The organism is Paenibacillus agricola, from assembly GCF_011440305.1.
Lineage (GTDB): Bacteria > Bacillota > Bacilli > Paenibacillales > NBRC-103111 > Paenibacillus_S > Paenibacillus_S agricola.
The window spans coordinates 425924-441840 of sequence record NZ_JAAOIW010000001.1; the positions used below are offsets into that span (position 1 = coordinate 425924).

14 protein-coding genes are annotated in these 15917 nt (G+C 47.5%); 5 read left to right on the top strand and 9 right to left on the bottom strand.

Translation table 11 applies throughout. The features are described 5' to 3' along the window. The first annotated feature begins 5 nt into the window (after positions 1 to 5). From G9U52_RS02075 to G9U52_RS02095, 5 genes are all read left to right on the top strand, one after another. Positions 6 to 1310: a 2,3-diketo-5-methylthiopentyl-1-phosphate enolase gene (locus tag G9U52_RS02075; RefSeq protein WP_311764792.1), complete on the top strand. Its 1305-nt coding sequence runs from the start codon at positions 6 to 8 to the stop codon at positions 1308 to 1310. Next, complete coding sequence (locus G9U52_RS02080; protein ID WP_166145417.1) at positions 1307 to 1966, top strand: 2-hydroxy-3-keto-5-methylthiopentenyl-1-phosphate phosphatase; 660 nt, start codon at positions 1307 to 1309, stop codon at positions 1964 to 1966. The genes G9U52_RS02075 and G9U52_RS02080 overlap by 4 nt, the downstream gene beginning before the upstream one ends. After that, positions 1966 to 2616, top strand: a complete 651-nt coding sequence (gene mtnB, locus G9U52_RS02085; protein ID WP_166145420.1) for a methylthioribulose 1-phosphate dehydratase — start codon at positions 1966 to 1968, stop codon at positions 2614 to 2616. Before G9U52_RS02080 ends, mtnB begins: the two co-directional genes overlap by 1 nt. 97 nt (positions 2617 to 2713) lie before the next feature. Further along, complete coding sequence (locus tag G9U52_RS02090; RefSeq protein ID WP_166145423.1) at positions 2714 to 3397, top strand: response regulator transcription factor; 684 nt, start codon at positions 2714 to 2716, stop codon at positions 3395 to 3397. After that, positions 3384 to 4847 (top strand): HAMP domain-containing sensor histidine kinase, encoded by a 1464-nt coding sequence (locus tag G9U52_RS02095; protein WP_166145426.1) that lies wholly within the window; start codon positions 3384 to 3386, stop codon positions 4845 to 4847. The genes G9U52_RS02090 and G9U52_RS02095 overlap by 14 nt, the downstream gene beginning before the upstream one ends. A gap of 10 nt (positions 4848 to 4857) precedes the next feature. Here the strand turns inward: G9U52_RS02095 and G9U52_RS02100 are convergent, their stop codons facing one another. From G9U52_RS02100 to pyrR, 9 genes are all read right to left on the bottom strand, one after another. After that, the gene (locus G9U52_RS02100; RefSeq protein ID WP_166145428.1) at positions 4858 to 6591 is read right to left on the bottom strand and encodes a SulP family inorganic anion transporter; all 1734 of its coding nucleotides are present in this window, start codon (positions 6589 to 6591) and stop codon (positions 4858 to 4860) included. Positions 6592 to 6734: 143 nt separating this feature from the next. After that, positions 6735 to 7064 (bottom strand): ArsR/SmtB family transcription factor, encoded by a 330-nt coding sequence (locus G9U52_RS02105; protein ID WP_166145431.1) that lies wholly within the window; start codon positions 7062 to 7064, stop codon positions 6735 to 6737. Positions 7065 to 7136: 72 nt separating this feature from the next. Next, on the bottom strand, positions 7137 to 7793 hold the full coding sequence (pyrE, locus tag G9U52_RS02110; protein WP_166145434.1) for an orotate phosphoribosyltransferase: 657 nt from the start codon (positions 7791 to 7793) through the stop codon (positions 7137 to 7139). A gap of 34 nt (positions 7794 to 7827) precedes the next feature. Next, the gene (gene pyrF / locus G9U52_RS02115; RefSeq protein ID WP_166145437.1) at positions 7828 to 8568 is read right to left on the bottom strand and encodes an orotidine-5'-phosphate decarboxylase; all 741 of its coding nucleotides are present in this window, start codon (positions 8566 to 8568) and stop codon (positions 7828 to 7830) included. A gap of 84 nt (positions 8569 to 8652) precedes the next feature. Further along, positions 8653 to 11868: a carbamoyl-phosphate synthase large subunit gene (gene carB, locus G9U52_RS02120; protein ID WP_166145440.1), complete on the bottom strand. Its 3216-nt coding sequence runs from the start codon at positions 11866 to 11868 to the stop codon at positions 8653 to 8655. Next, positions 11855 to 13042 carry a carbamoyl phosphate synthase small subunit gene (locus G9U52_RS02125; RefSeq protein ID WP_166145443.1) on the bottom strand — a complete coding sequence of 396 codons (1188 nt, stop codon included), beginning with the start codon at positions 13040 to 13042 and terminating at the stop codon, positions 11855 to 11857. The genes carB and G9U52_RS02125 overlap by 14 nt, the downstream gene beginning before the upstream one ends. A 62-nt stretch (positions 13043 to 13104) precedes the next feature. After that, positions 13105 to 14400, bottom strand: coding sequence for a dihydroorotase (gene pyrC / locus G9U52_RS02130; RefSeq protein WP_166145446.1), 1296 nt, complete (start codon positions 14398 to 14400; stop codon positions 13105 to 13107). A gap of 64 nt (positions 14401 to 14464) precedes the next feature. Beyond that, positions 14465 to 15379, bottom strand: a complete 915-nt coding sequence (locus G9U52_RS02135; protein WP_166145449.1) for an aspartate carbamoyltransferase catalytic subunit — start codon at positions 15377 to 15379, stop codon at positions 14465 to 14467. After that, the gene (gene pyrR, locus G9U52_RS02140; RefSeq protein ID WP_166146639.1) at positions 15376 to 15906 is read right to left on the bottom strand and encodes a bifunctional pyr operon transcriptional regulator/uracil phosphoribosyltransferase PyrR; all 531 of its coding nucleotides are present in this window, start codon (positions 15904 to 15906) and stop codon (positions 15376 to 15378) included. Before pyrR ends, G9U52_RS02135 begins: the two co-directional genes overlap by 4 nt. Between the last annotated feature and the right edge of the window lie 11 nt (positions 15907 to 15917).

The following is a 15917-nucleotide window of genomic DNA, read 5'->3' on the forward strand; positions in this document are numbered from 1 at the left end:
AGCAGGTGAATGTTTTGACCTCCACTTATTGTGCCGCTACATACCGCTGTTATGATGAAAAAGCTGATTTTGACAAGAAGGCTCTTAGCATTGCTGTAGGTTTAACCGTAGGCAGTTGGACCGATCTGCCTGAAGCAAAGAAAGCCGATATGGAACGCCATCTTGGCAAAGTGATTAGTGTAGCTGTCCATGAACCTGAGGGCCCGGGCGAAACAGCAGCCCACCGTTACGCGGATATCCAGATTGCTTACCCGGATGTTAATTTCAGCCGTGATATCCCTGCACTGCTAGTTACTGTATTCGGCAAATTGTCGATGGATGGTCGCATCAAGCTCATTGACCTCTCCTTCTCCGAGCCTTTTTTGTCCGCGTTCAACGGACCTAAATTTGGTCTTCAAGGTGTTCGTAAGCTGTTGGGAGTTCCAGAACGCCCGCTGCTTATGAGTATTTTCAAATCGGTAATCGGCCATGATTTACCCACACTGCGCGAGCAGTTTTACCTGCAGGCGCTGGGTGGCGTCGATTTGATCAAAGATGATGAAATCCTCTTCGAGAACCCGCTGACTCCACTGGAGCGCCGTGTTGAGGCTTGCATGGAAGCCGCTGCGGCCGCTGAACGCGAGACGGGGCAAAAGCTACTATACGCCGTAAACTTAACCGGTCCGACGTTTAGCCTATTGGATCAAGCCCGCAAAGCGATCAACGCAGGAGCCAATGCGCTATTATTCAATGTACTAGCCTATGGCTTCGACGTGCTAAATGAGCTCAGCCGCCACCCAGACATTAACGTGCCGATTATGGCGCACCCGGCTATGGCAGGTGCCTTATATCCCTCGACCTATCATGGGATATCCGCCAATGTTTTACTCGGCAAGCTAATGCGGCTAGCGGGAGCAGACCTAGTGTTATTCCCTTCGCCTTATGGCTCAGTCGTCATGCCACGCGAAGAAAACATCGCCATCAAGCATGCCCTGCTCACCGAGCAATGGGCGGATTATGGCTTCCAGCAAGAGGCGGACCAGGCTGGTGCTGCACCATCCCGCCCTACTCTCTTGCTGCGCAGTTCTTTCCCGGTTCCATCGGCAGGCATCCATCCAGGCTTGGTTCCACTCATCCTCAAGGATTTTGGCAGCGACGTGGTCGTGAATGCCGGTGGCGGGATCCATGGCCATCCGATGGGCACGGTTGCCGGTGGCCAAGCATTCCGGCAAGCGATTGAAGGCTGCTTAGCAGGTCAATCCCTGCACAGCTACGCGCTCCAGCATCCTGAATTACAAGCAGCGATCCAAGCTTGGGGACTTAAAGAATGAGCCGCAAGCAGATTATCTTTTGCGACTTTGATGGCACTATTACGGTCAATGATAATATCGTAGCGATCATGAAGCATTTCCAGCCTGAGGGCTGGGACGCTCTGGTCGAGCAGGTGATTTCCAAAACCATTTCGATCCGCGAAGGCGTAGGCCGTATGTTTGCCTTGCTTCCAACCTCTCGCAAGCAGGAGGTTGTTAACTATGCGATTCATAACGTAGTCATTCGTGATGGCTTTAACGAGCTATTAGCCTACTGCGAGGAGCAAGCTATTGAATTTTATGTCACTAGTGGCGGTATTGATTTTTTTATTTATCCGGTATTGGCTGCCTTTCCGATTCCAACCGACCATATCTATTGCAATTCAAGTAATTTTGATGGCAGCCATATTGAAATATTATGGCCGCATGCCTGTGATGAGCATTGCCATAACGATTGCGGCATGTGCAAAACTACGATTATTAGGCGCTATAGCCCTGAGGAATACGAACGTATAATGATCGGCGATAGCATTACTGATTTTGAAGGAGCGAAGCTGGTGGAAACGGTATTTGCCCGTTCCCATTTAATTGGCCTGTGCGATGAATTAGCGTTAAATTATTACCCTTTCGAGGATTTTCATACGATTATTCAACGGTTAAAGGAGATGCGAGCCTAATGACGAACCATTCCGAGCTGCGTTTGGAGGATAAAATGCAGGCTTTTGCCGAGCTGCGTGAGATCAAAACAACACTGGCAGCCAAAGGCTGGTTTCCGGCAACCAGCGGCAACCTTTCCATCCGTGTCGGTGGCTTTACACCTGAGCAATTCACCTTTGCGATTTCGGCAAGCGGCAAGGATAAATCCGTAAACACGCCTTCGGATTTTTTGCTGGTCAATGAACAAGGGCAGCCGACCGATGCCACGGGGCTAAAGCCTTCTGCGGAAACGCTGATCCATAAAGAAATTTATCGATTGACGGGCTGCGGAGCGATTCTGCATGTCCATACTGTGTTTAACAACCTTGTATCCGAGCTATTTTGGGAGCGTAAATCGATTCCCGTGGATGGTGTCGAATTGATTAAAGCCTTTAATATTTGGGAAGAGGAAGCACATATCGAAATCCCCATTCTTCCCAACTATACCGATATTCCACGGATCGCCGAGCTCGTTGAGAACGCTATTGTTCCTAGGGTACCAGGCATTATGCTGCGTAAGCATGGTATATACGCTTGGGGTGCCAATTGCTTTGAAGCCAAACGTAATTTGGAGGCCTTCGAATTTTTATTCGAGTATGTGTACCGCCTCCAGCTTTTGAATAAATCTTAGTCAATTCATGATCCCAACATCCTCCCGACACATTGGCAGCTTATCATCTACTACATAGCAAAACATCTGTAACGATTTTTAGCAAAGGGTGGCCACTATGAAAAAAATTCTTCTGGTCGAAGACGAACCACTGATTGTTCGAGTTTTAACCGCTTATTTACGCGCTGTCCCCTTTGATATAGATGTAGCTGTAGATGGTGAGGAAGCCTTATTAAAATTCAACACAGGCAAACCTGATCTTGTGCTGCTTGATGTGATGCTTCCTAAGCTGGATGGTTGGGCGGTGCTGGTTAAAATCCGTGAAACAAGCCCTTGCCCTGTAATCATGTTGACGGCTAGAAGCGATCTACAGGATCGTTTGAATGGCCTTGATGGCGGTGCAGATGACTATATGCCCAAGCCTTTTGTCCCTGATGAGGTTATCGCCCGTATTAAAGCGGTTCTCCGCCGGCCTGTACAGGTCTTACATAACGACCAGCAAATTTCCTTTGGAGCGTTAAAAATCGATCTGAACGCGCGCCATGTTTCACTAAATGGTGTCGAAATTAGTTTAATTCCACGAGACCTTGCCCTACTGATTTTTTTGGCTGAGCATCCCAACCAATTTTTCACGAGAGAGCAGTTGATCGACCATGTATGGGGAATGGATTATGATGGGAGCGACCGGGCTGTAGATTTAGCCATTAAACGACTGCGTAAAGCATTAAGTCATTATTCCCAAGACGAGGGTGAAATTAAGACACTTCGTGGAACGGGGTACCAATTTAGTGTTCAAAAATAAGGGCAAAAAAATATCGATACTTCAATACTGGACGCGCAGATATTTAATTACGCTTTTTATCGGCTTGCTCTTAATCGGCATCGTTTCAATAAGCTGGGTGCGCCATATGAGCATCCAGAATAGGCTCCAGCTTCTTCAGGTATTCACGCAGGACATCGCTGATCGGGTCGAGGTAGTGAATGGACGGATGCTCCCGGACGATAAGTTTCCCCAGATGATCGAGAATCGAAAAGGTTTTTTTCAATTAGAGGATGGCTTTAAGGTTGATATTGTTGATAGGATTGGTAATACCGTATTTGATATTCCCGGACCGCCGCCCGCTAAGGCACCACCACCACCACCTTCTACTGACGAACCGCCACCACCAAGGGAGAATTCTCCAGCAAAGTCACCACCACCCCGTATTCCCTCTACGAAGCTGGAGGATAACACTTATATCATTTCCACCTCGGTGATGAATGGGCCTGACATCGTAGGAACGGTTCTGTTAACTACAACCAAACGCAGTATCAATCAAGTTAACCAAGAATATAAGCTGGTTGCCCTAGTCCTAAGCGGATTTGCTTTACTCGGTTGGCTTGTTATTTATTTAATATCCAAAAAATTATCCTCCCCGATCCGGCTTGTTGCCGAAGCGGCTAAACAGGTTAAAGGTGGTAACTATCAGATCGAGCTGCCCGTAGATGCCAAAGAGCTTGAAATTGACGAGCTCTTCCATTCCTTTAAGGAAATGGCTACGCGATTAAACCAGCTGGAGGACTTACGGACGGAGATGCTAGCCGGGGTAACCCATGAGTTAAAAACACCCTTAACCTCCATCCGTGGTTTGGTTTATGCCGTTAAGGATAAAATCGTTACGGGCGAAGAAGCCGATGAATTTCTCGATATTTCCATTAAAGAAACAGACCGCTTGCAGCATATGGTGAATGAGCTGCTTGATTTTAACTCCTTCGTTGCCGGAGTAATCTCATTAAACCCTGAAAAGCTAAAGATGAATATACTTATTCGGGAAATGGTTTACCAATGGAGCCTTATACATCAGAATGATGATTTATCGCTTCAAGTATTTTTACCAGATATACAGCTAGAAGCCCTTGGCGATACCTCGCGTATCCAGCAAATTATGATTAATTTATTGAGCAATAGTAAAGAAGCGATGGGTGCGGCGGGATCGATCGAAGTGACGCTTTATCCAGTAGCTCCAGACCGTGTAGCGATTGATGTGAAGGATAGCGGCTGTGGCATCCCTCCCGCTGAGCAAAGTCTTGTCTTTGAGCGTTTTTATCGTGGGGATGACAAGAAGCATAAGCTACGCGGGCTTGGACTTGGGCTTGCCTTCAGCAGCTCTTTGGCCAAAGCGATGGGCGGTGAGCTAAGGCTCAAGGAAAGCTCATCGAACGGGACTACGTTTACTCTCACGCTTATCAAAACGGCAGAAAAAAAAGCCTAAAGCTTTAGAGCTAATAGGCTTTTTTTTCTGCCGTCTGCCCCATAGACAAATATGTACATTCGCGAAAAGCAAAATGCTTGCAGCCCCTGCATTTATCGTTATCCAATTGTTGTAATGCATGGCTAATAGCCATACCCGTATGGTCAAAGAAGTGCTCCTCTCCGATAACCTCATCCAGCTTGTTATGTTTAATCATCGATAAAGGCTGGGGCTGGATCGAAGAAATAAGAGCAACCCTACCTGTTTTTACGAAATCCTTAATAATGCTGGAAAAATAAGCTTCACCCGTCGTATCCATAAAAGGCACTTTGCCCATACGCAGCAGCAAAATTTTCGAATCCTTCAACAGGCTACTACGAATCGACTTGTCAAATACAGTGGCATCACCGAAAAAAAGCGGTCCCTCAATCGTATAAATATGGATCTGTGGGCAATCATGCTCTTTGCTCACCATATGCGCTTTCACTTTTTCATGCTTAATGGTCCGGTCTGGCAGCACCTTCACCACAATTAAACCTTCACCCATCCGCTTTACGAATATAATGACCGCCAATACAAGCCCAACTTCAACCGCAACCGTTAAATCCGTCAAAACCGTTAGTCCAAATGTGACTACAAGAATCACGGAATCGCTTGTTTTTGTTTGAACGATATGCATAAATTCTTTGCGTTCACTCATATTCCAAGCGACTAGCATCAGGATGGGCGCCATGCTCGAAAGCGGAATATTAGAGGCCAGTGGTGCAAGCGCAACTAACACAAGTAAAACGATAACACCGTGGATAATCCCTGATAACGGCGATACCGCACCATTTTTAATGTTCGTAGCCGTTCTTGCAATCGCACCTGTTGCCGCAATACCCCCAAATAACGGCGTGATCATATTGGCAATGCCTTGGCCAACCAGCTCTCGGTTACTATTATGGCGACTTCCGGTCATGCCATCTGCGACAACCGCAGACAAAAGAGATTCGATCGCGCCCAGCAGCGCAATGGCAAAAGCTGCGGGCAGCAGCATGCGAATTCGCTCCCAGGATAACTCAGGGATATGGAAGCTTGGCAATGTGTTAGGGATCGAACCAAATGCGGAGGCAATCGTCGCCACTTGGCCCTCATAGCAAACGTAGGCAATCAAGCTGGAAACAACGATTCCGACTAACGAAGCGGGAATTTTAGACATATACTTAGGGGCAATGATAAGGGTAAATAGACATATAGAGGCCGTAAGCACACTATAGCCGTTAGTAGTTGAAAGGTGGGCAAGCAGTTCTTTTATATTCGCATAAAAATCCTCATGCTTCTCGATATCCCGCAAGCCAAAAAAGTTGGCGATTTGACCTATAAAAATAATGACAGCAATCCCCGAAGTAAACCCGATGGTTACAGGCTTGGGTATATATGTAATGACTGCTCCTAGCTTGCATAAGCCTAATACCACTAATATTACGCCCGCAAGAAATCCGGCGATCAGCAAATTCTCATAACCATATTGCATAACAATGGCAAATAATATGGGAATAAAGGCTCCTGTGGGTCCACCAATTTGATATTTGGATCCGCCAAAAAGCGAAATAAGAATACCCGCTATAATCGTGGTATAAATCCCATACTCCGGCTTGACGCCTGCCGCTATAGCAAAAGCCATTCCTAGCGGAATGGCGACGATACCGACTATCGTTCCCGAGAGCAGGTCTTTACGAAAGCTGTTGGTATTATATCCTTCAAATCGGCCATAAAATCGCATTTGCTTACCTTCTATCTTTATATTTGATTATTTGAATATACAGAAATTATATTACTCCCACGTTTATGTATTGTCAATCGAAAAAAGGCATCCAGTGCAACCATCCAACTGGATGCCACTGAACGCCTATCCCTTTCATCAATCTATGATTCTTTACGCATCACTTCAAGCAAGGATATCGCATCAACCAGATGGTTGTCGAAGATCTGCTTCGTTACACTTAATAGCTCTTTAATCAACGGATCTCTTAGTGAATAAACCACTGTAGTTCCGTCTTTTTTGCCGTAAACTACATTTTTGCTGCGCAGTACGGCAAGCTGCTGAGAAACAGCGGAGCCTTCAGATTCCAATAAGGCTTGCAGCTCATTGACATTTTTATCCTCTACACTCAGGATCTCAAGAATTCGTATTCGCATAGGATGAGCCAATGCTTTATAAAAATCCGCTTTAAAATTTGGGATGCTTTGATTCATGAAGGACTCCCCTTTATCCAAATATCTGCATATTTGAATATCATAACACAGTTGAAAAACTTTTACATTTGCTTAGCTGCCGTATTCACTTGGATTCGTGCTCCAAGCACGCAAAGCATCCAAATCCTGCTGCTGGATGCTGCCTTGCTTTAAAGCTACATCAAGTAGAATCGAATAATTCGTTAAGGTTTCAAACGGGATGCCCGCGCCTTCAAAGGCTGTTGTCGCTTTCTCGAATTGATAAGAGAAAATGCCCAATACCGCCAAAGCCTCGGCGCCAGCATCGTTAACAGCCAAAGCTACCTTCAACGAGCTTCCTCCCGTAGAAATTAAGTCTTCGATCACAACTGTCTTCTGTCCTGGCTTAATGCTGCCCTCGATCAGGTTTTCTTTGCCATGACCTTTGGCTTTGTCACGTACATAAACCATTGGCAGGTTCAGCTTTTGCGCAACCCAGGCTGCATGCGGGATACCGCCCGTTGCTGCTCCGGCAATAACCTCCGCATCCGGAAAATTGTCACGGATTAAGGCTGCGAAGCCTTCAGCTATGGCATCACGGATGTCGGGATACGAGATCGTCAGCCGATTATCGCAATAAATCGGCGACTTCAGTCCCGAAGTCCAAGTGAAAGGCTGGTTAGGGCGCAAGGCAACCGCCCCAATCTTCAATAGTGCTTGGGCAATTTGCTCCGCTAGCTGCGGGTCCGTCTTAATCGTTTGAATACTCATCGTCATATCGCTCCCCAAATTTTTATGGTTGGTATTAATTATTTGCGCCTATAACCGAGGCGATAATGCTCTCTAAAGCAGCACGCGGATCTGTTGAAGCGGTAATCGGCCGCCCGATCACAACAAAATCCGTGCCCTGGGCAAAGGCCTCAGCAGGTGTCAACACCCGTGATTGGTCGCCAATGGCTGCACCAGCAGGGCGAATACCAGGAGTGACCGTCACAAAGCCAGCACCGTAGGCCTGCTTAATTTGAACTACCTCTAAGGGCGAGGCGACTACGCCATCCAGCCCTGCCGCTTGCGCTAACCCGGCATAACGGAGCACTGCAGCTTCTACGGAGCCGAGAATGCCAATTTGCTCGTTCATTACCGCTTGGCTGGTGCTTGTCAGCTGTGTAACTCCGATGACCATCGGCTTTGCACTGCCGCTAGCACTGCTAAGTGCTTTATCTACACCCTCTAACGCAGCCTCAAGCATCTGTTTGCCGCCTGCCGCATGCACATTGAACATATCTACACCAAGCCTGGTAATACTCTCAGAGCCGCCTTTCACTGTGTTAGGGATGTCGTGCAGCTTCAGGTCGAGAAATACTTTATAGCCCTGTTCCTTTAAGTCCAGCACAAATCGCGGTCCAGCACTATAAAACAGCTGCATGCCTACCTTCAAGTAGCAGGGGATGCCTTTTAGTGCTTTCACTAATTCATTGGCTTGGGCTCCATCTGCATAATCGAGAGCCACCATAATTCGCTCAGCTACCTTGGTTTGTACAGCCATTGTTTAATCGCCTCCAATTAGTATCATACAATTAGCACAGCTTCCCTCATTGAAATGGGCTGCTGTGCTAATAGATTAAGCTGTTTATATATGGTTAGCAGGCATTGGTGTAGATTGGAAATTGATCGATTCCAACATATGCCATAACGCACGAACGGTATCCAAGGATGTCATACATACAATGCCATTCTCTACCGATTCACGGCGAATTCGGAAGCCGTCACGCTCTGGTGTTTTGCCCTTAGTTAATGTATTTACGACGAAGTGTGCTTCTCCATTGCGGATCAGGTCAAGAATGTTCGGCGAGCCCTCGCTCAGCTTGTTCACCGTCGTAACGATCAAGCCGGCTTCTTCCAAAGCTCTGGCCGTACCGCCCGTTGCGACGATTTTATAACCGAGCTTGTAAAAGCCTGTTAAAATCTCAATCGCTTCATCTTTATCTTTATCCGCTACAGTAGCGATGATCGAGCCTGTTGGTGGAATTTTCATTCCTGAACCGATCAGGCCTTTATATAAAGCCTTGGCAAAATTTTGATCGCGTCCCATAACCTCGCCTGTTGATTTCATCTCAGGTCCAAGCGTAGTATCCACACGGCGCAGCTTCGCGAAGGAGAATACCGGCACTTTGACAGAAACAAAATCATCCTCAGGCCATAATCCAGTTTCATAGCCCATGTCCACTAGCTTTTCGCCCAAAATGACCCGTGTTGCCACATTAGCCATAGGGATACGAGTTACTTTGCTAAGGAACGGTACCGTTCTAGAGGAACGTGGATTTACCTCAATGACGTAAGGCTGGTCCTTATAAATGACGAATTGGATATTTAACAAACCAACAATTTGCAGCCCTCTTGCAATTTTAACCGTGATGTCGATAATTTGCTGCTTGATCTCAGCAGATACGGATTGTGGTGGGTACACAGCAATCGAGTCACCGGAATGGACGCCGGCTCTTTCTACATGCTCCATAATCCCTGGAATCACAACTGTTTCTTTATCGCAGATCGCGTCAACCTCTACCTCCTTGCCTAACATATAACGGTCGATCAATACCGGATGCTCCGGGTTGATTTTGACTGCATATTCCATATAGCTCAGCAATTCTTCATCCGTGTATACAATTTCCATCGCACGGCCGCCTAATACATATGAAGGACGAACTAATACCGGATAGCCGTGGATCGCTGCCATACCTACGGCTTGGTCAACTGAGGTTACAGTACCGCCAGGAGGCTGGGCAATATCCAAGCCACGAAGCAACGCTTCGAATTTTTTACGATCCTCAGCTGCATCAATATTAGCCAGATCCGTACCCAGAATACGTACGCCTGCTTTAGACAATGGAGCTGCCAAGTTAATCGCGGTTTGTCCGCCGAATTGAACGATAACGCCGATAGGCTGCTCGCGCTCAATGACGTTCATAACATCTTCGAAAAATAACGGCTCGAAGTACAAACGATCTGATGTATTAAAATCTGTTGATACGGTTTCCGGATTGTTATTAATAATAACCGCTTCATAACCTGCCGCTTGGATAGCCCAAACCGCGTGCACCGTTGAATAATCAAACTCGATACCTTGTCCGATACGGATAGGACCGGAGCCTAATACAACAACCTTTTGCTTCGTCGCTTCCCTAACTTCATCTTCGGTTTCATAGGTTGAGTAGTAATAAGGTGTTGTTGCTTCGAATTCTGCGGCGCAAGTATCCACCATTTTGTATACTGGAATCAGGTTAATGCTCTTGCGGTACGCGCGAATTTCATTTTCGTCCGTGAACTTTAAGCCTTTGCCAGCCGCGCTGCGAATTTCGCCAATAGCACGGTCTGTAAAACCTTTGCGCTTGGCTTGACGAAGCAGCTCATCACTTAGCTCTGGCTCCACCAATTGCTGTTCGAACAGGATCATGCCTTCCAGCTTATTAAGGAACCACCAATCAATTTTGGTCAGATCCTGGATCTGTTGCAACGTGTAGCCGCGGCGGAAAGCTTCGGCGATTAAGAACATCCGCTCATCATCGGGCTTCATCAAACGCATCTCCAGCGTTTCTTTATCGATCAGGTCGGTTTCCTTCAAGAACAGGCGGTGAACGCCAATTTCCAACGAACGAATAGCTTTATGGATAGACTCCTCGAATGAGCGGCCGATGGCCATAACCTCGCCCGTTGCTTTCATTTGCGTTCCCAGCTTGCGGTTCGCTGAAGTGAATTTATCGAACGGCCAACGTGGGATTTTCGATACGATGTAATCCAAGGCTGGCTCAAAGCATGCATAGGTTTGACCTGTTACTGGATTGATAATTTCGTCCAACGTATAACCCATTGCGATTTTAGCTGCCATTTTGGCTATTGGATAACCAGTAGCTTTGGAAGCCAAAGCCGATGAACGGCTTACACGTGGATTAACTTCTATAACGTAATACTGGTAGCTGTAAGGATCCAGCGCAAATTGTACGTTACATCCACCTTCAATGTTCAAAGCGCGGATAATTTTGAGTGACGCCGAGCGGAGCATCTGGTACTCACGGTCAGATAAGGTTTGGCTCGGAGCTACGACGATGCTGTCGCCCGTATGTACGCCAACCGGATCGAAGTTTTCCATGTTGCAAACAACGATACAGTTATCGTTGGCATCACGCATAACCTCGTATTCGACTTCCTTCATGCCGGCAATACTTTTCTCTACTAAGCATTGGCCGATCGGGCTATAACGAATACCGGATGCTACGGTTTCCAGCAGCTCTTCCATATCGATACAAATCCCGCCGCCTGTGCCTCCAAGCGTATAGGCAGGACGGACGATTAACGGAAATCCAATTTCATTGGCAAAATCAACAGCTTCCTCGATCGTCGTCACAATAACACTATCCGGTACTGGCTGCTCTAGTTCTCTCATCAGGTCACGAAACAGGTCGCGATCCTCCGCTTTTTCAATCGCCGTTAGCTGGGTGCCGAGAAGCTTTACATTTTCACGCTCCAACACGCCCGCGCGGGCTAATGCTACAGCCATATTAAGGCCGGTTTGGCCTCCCAGCGTCGGAAGCAAGCCATCTGGGCGTTCCTGGCGAATAATTTGTGTAACGAACTCTAATGTGATCGGCTCAATATAGACTTTGTCCGCCATATTCGTATCTGTCATAATCGTCGCCGGATTGCTGTTGATCAAGACAACCTCAATGCCTTCTTCCTTCAAGGCTTGGCAAGCCTGCGTACCGGCATAGTCAAACTCAGCAGCCTGCCCAATAACGATAGGGCCTGATCCAATTACTAATATTTTTTTTAGCTTATTATTTTTTGGCATAGTCTAGTTCTCCTTTTACTGCAGGTCCTGAGGCACCGGCTGCTTGTAATCCCAGCTTAGCTGCTGCGGAAATTTGTGCTTGTCTAGGAAGCTGCGGGCGATCCTCTTTAAATTGGCGCATTAATGTAATGAAATCATCGAACAAATAGCTGGAGTCAAAAGGACCCGGAGAAGCCTCGGGATGGTATTGCACTGAAAAAGCAGCATGCTTCTTATGCTTCAAGCCTTCAATCGTTCCATCATTATTGTTAATATGCGTCACTTCAAGCTCCGTGTTCGCAATCGATTCATCCTTAACGGTATAACCATGGTTTTGCGAAGTAATGTAGCAGCGATTGCTTTTCAAATCCTTAACCGGATGGTTACCACCACGGTGTCCAAATTTCAATTTATCTGTATCCGCTCCACACGCAAGGGCAAACAGCTGGTGCCCTAGGCAAATACCGAAGATCGGGAATTCGCCAAGCAATTCAGCAATAACCGCTACGGCTTCTGGAACATCCTTTGGATCCCCAGGACCATTGGAAAGCAGAATGCCATCCGGACCCAAACGGCGAATTTGCTCAGCCGTCGCATTATGAGATACAACTACAACATCACAGTCTCTTTTAACCAGGTCGCGTAAAATCCCGGCCTTGGAGCCAAAATCAACCAGCACTACACGTTCTTTAGGACCTGGAATGTTAAAGACGCTTTTGGTGGATACTCTGGAAACCTGGTCATTCATTAAAGAGCTGCCTGTCAATTGCTCCATCAGCTCAGCAACCGAACGATTCGAGGTCGTAAGCATTGCCTTCATTACGCCATGATGACGAATCCGGCGAGTCAGCATCCGTGTATCAATTTCGCTAATACCGATAATGCCGTATTCTTTCAGCAGGCTGTCCAGTGAATACTCCGCTCTCCAGTTGCTTGGTACTGCCTCATGCTCACGCACGACAAAGCCGTGAATAAAAGGGCGGATCGATTCAAAATCATCACGAGCCATCCCGTAGTTACCGATTAATGGGTAAGTCATGGTTACAATCTGTCCACAGTAGGAGGGGTCGGACAGAACCTCCTGATAGCCTGTCATTCCCGTATTAAAAACGACTTCACCCAACGAGTCACCCTCGCTTCCAAAGCTTTTACCGGTAAATAACGTACCGTCTTCTAACAATAATCTTGCCTGCATCGAATTCAACTCCTTATTTATGTCTTTCGAATGATGATCGTTATGTGATTGAATCGGTAGATTTATTCCTTCGTTTCGATCCAGACAACCTTGCCGCCAACCATTGTTAATGTTGGCCAGCCTTGAAGCTTCCAGCCTATGAATGGCGTATTATGTCCCTTGGAGGCAAAATCAGCCGGGTCAACGGCCTGCTCCTTCTGTAAATCAATAATCGTAATATCTGCCACTTTGCCAACTTCCAACCAACCTTGCTCAAGACCGAAAACTTGTGCGGGCAGTGAGGTCATTTTGTCCACTAAAAATTGCAGAGTCCACTTGCCTGTTGCCACGAATTTCGTATATAAAAGCGGAAATGCCGTTTCAAAGCCAACGATTCCGAATGGAGCCAGGTTAACACCCTTCGCCTTCTCTTCATCGCTATGCGGGGCATGGTCAGTCACGATAATATCAAGTGTGCCGTCCTGAACACCTTCAATACAAGCTTGTACATCTCTTGGTGTGCGTAATGGCGGGTTCATTTTCCAATTCGCATCATCCAAGCCTGGGATATCCTCATCAGAAAGCAGCAGATGATGTGGACAAACCTCAGCGGTCACCTTAATGCCAAACTGCTTCGCGTGGCGGATCAGCCGAACCGATTGCTCGGTACTAACATGGCATACATGGTAATGCGCCCCAGTTGCCTCGGAAAGAAGCACATCACGACCAACATGAATCGCTTCGGATTCATTCGGGATTCCCTTCAAGCCATGCTTGCGGGAAAAAGCTCCCTCGCTCGCCCAAGCGCCAACTGTTAGTGTATCATCCTCACAATGTGCGATAATCGGCAAGCCGATCGACGCTGCCTTCGCCATCGCGTCCTTCATCATTTGCGCGTTTTGCACGCCAACCCCATCATCGGTAAAGCCGATGGCGCCTGCCGCCTTTAACGCATCGAAGTCCGTCAGCTCGCGGCCTAGCTCGTTTTTCGTAATACAAGCATAAGGCAGCACACGGACAACACCTTCAGTTGCTGCTTTATTCAATACATATTGAACGGTTTCTACCGTATCGATTACCGGTCGTGTGTTAGGCATGCAGGCAATCGTCGTAAAGCCTCCACGCGCCGCGGAACGGGTGCCGCTAGCAATCGTTTCTTTATATTCAAAGCCAGGCTCGCGCAAATGGACGTGCATGTCGATCAAGCCCGCTGTCACCAGCTTGCCGGCCGCGTCAATCACCTCATGCCCCGTCGTATCCGGCAGCGTGTCACTAGCTTCTATAATCTGTTGAATCGTTTGACCTTCTACGTAAATATGCTGCTTGGTGACCTCGTTACCTGAAGCTACCGTTTGTGCGTTCAATATCCAAATTCCCATAATGGCCTCCCTACATTTTTTATAAGTGAAGTGGGGCGAATAACTCCGCCGCGTGACCAACAATTTAAGCCAGCGCTCTTTCAATAACAGCCATTCTAATCGGCACACCATTTCCCATTTGCTCAAAAATTTTCGACCTTGCGCATTCCACAAGCTCGTCATCAATTTCTACATTGCGATTCACGGGTGCCGGGTGCATGATGATCGCATGTGATGCCATTGTGGCCTCGCGTTGCATCGTTAAGCCAAAGGCTTCGCGATACTCCTCCGTAGTTTGGAGCATGCCATCGGCTTCGGCATGTCGTTCTAGCTGCACCCTCAGCATCATCACAACATCGCTACGAATCGCTTCATCCATGCTTATGTAAGGAGCATGGGCTGCAAGCTCCGGAGCTTGCATCGCCGCTGGTGCGCAAAAGCTCACCTTCGCGCCAACTGCTTGCAGCGCCCAGAGGTTCGAGCGGGCGACCCGGCTATGCAGGATATCTCCGATGATCGATACGTTCAGGCCGCGAAGCTCGCCGAAATGCTTACGCATCGTGTAAAGGTCAAGCAATGCCTGGGTGGGGTGCTCGTTATTGCCATCACCGGCATTAATAAGTGGGATCTTAATCTTATCAGCCAGCTCCGCAAGCACACCATTTGGCTTCAGCCGGATCACTCCCGCTTCTACTCCCATCGACTCCAAGGTTTTCACCGTATCATAAATCGATTCACCTTTTTGTACACTGGACACACCAGCCGTGAAGTTTAACACTTCGGCGCCAAGTCTTTTTTCAGCTACCTCAAAGGAAAATCGCGTTCGCGTACTATTCTCAAAAAACATGTTGGCCACGAATCGACCTTGTAAGTGGTTCGACAGCTTTGCCGGAGATTGCTCCCAGTAGGCAGCCCGATCCAATATTGAAGTAATTTCCTCGGCGCTCATTCCATACGTTCCAAGCATATGCTTATGTGATGCAAGCTGAAGGGTTGTCATGCCCGCTGCCTCCTTTGTTGGGTTATTACGACTTGGTCGATGCCATCTACCTCATGCAGCAGCACATCGATCGTTTCCAGCCGTGATGTCGGAATATTCTTGCCTACATAGTCGGGTCGGATGGGCAGCTCCCGATGGCCTCGATCAACCAGTACTGCGAGCTGGATCATCTGTGGTCGGCCTAAGTCCATTAGTGCATCCATCGCTGCCCTGACGGTTCTTCCTGTGTATAACACATCATCAAACAATATCAATTTCTTTTTATGGATATCGATAGCGGCAGGCGGTTCTTCATTCGATACTAATTCTTGTCTTCCCGAACGGTCATCCCTGTACTTGGTTACATCGATTTCTCCGATCGGGGCAGGTACATTCTCAATCTCCAGGATGTGCTCGGCAATTCTTTTGGCCAAATAGATCCCTCTCGTGCGCACTCCGATGAGCATACAATTCTCAAAACCTTTGTTTTTCTCCAAAATTTCGTGCGCAATCCGCGTTAAAGCGCGGCGCATCCCTGTTTCGTCCATGAGCACATGTT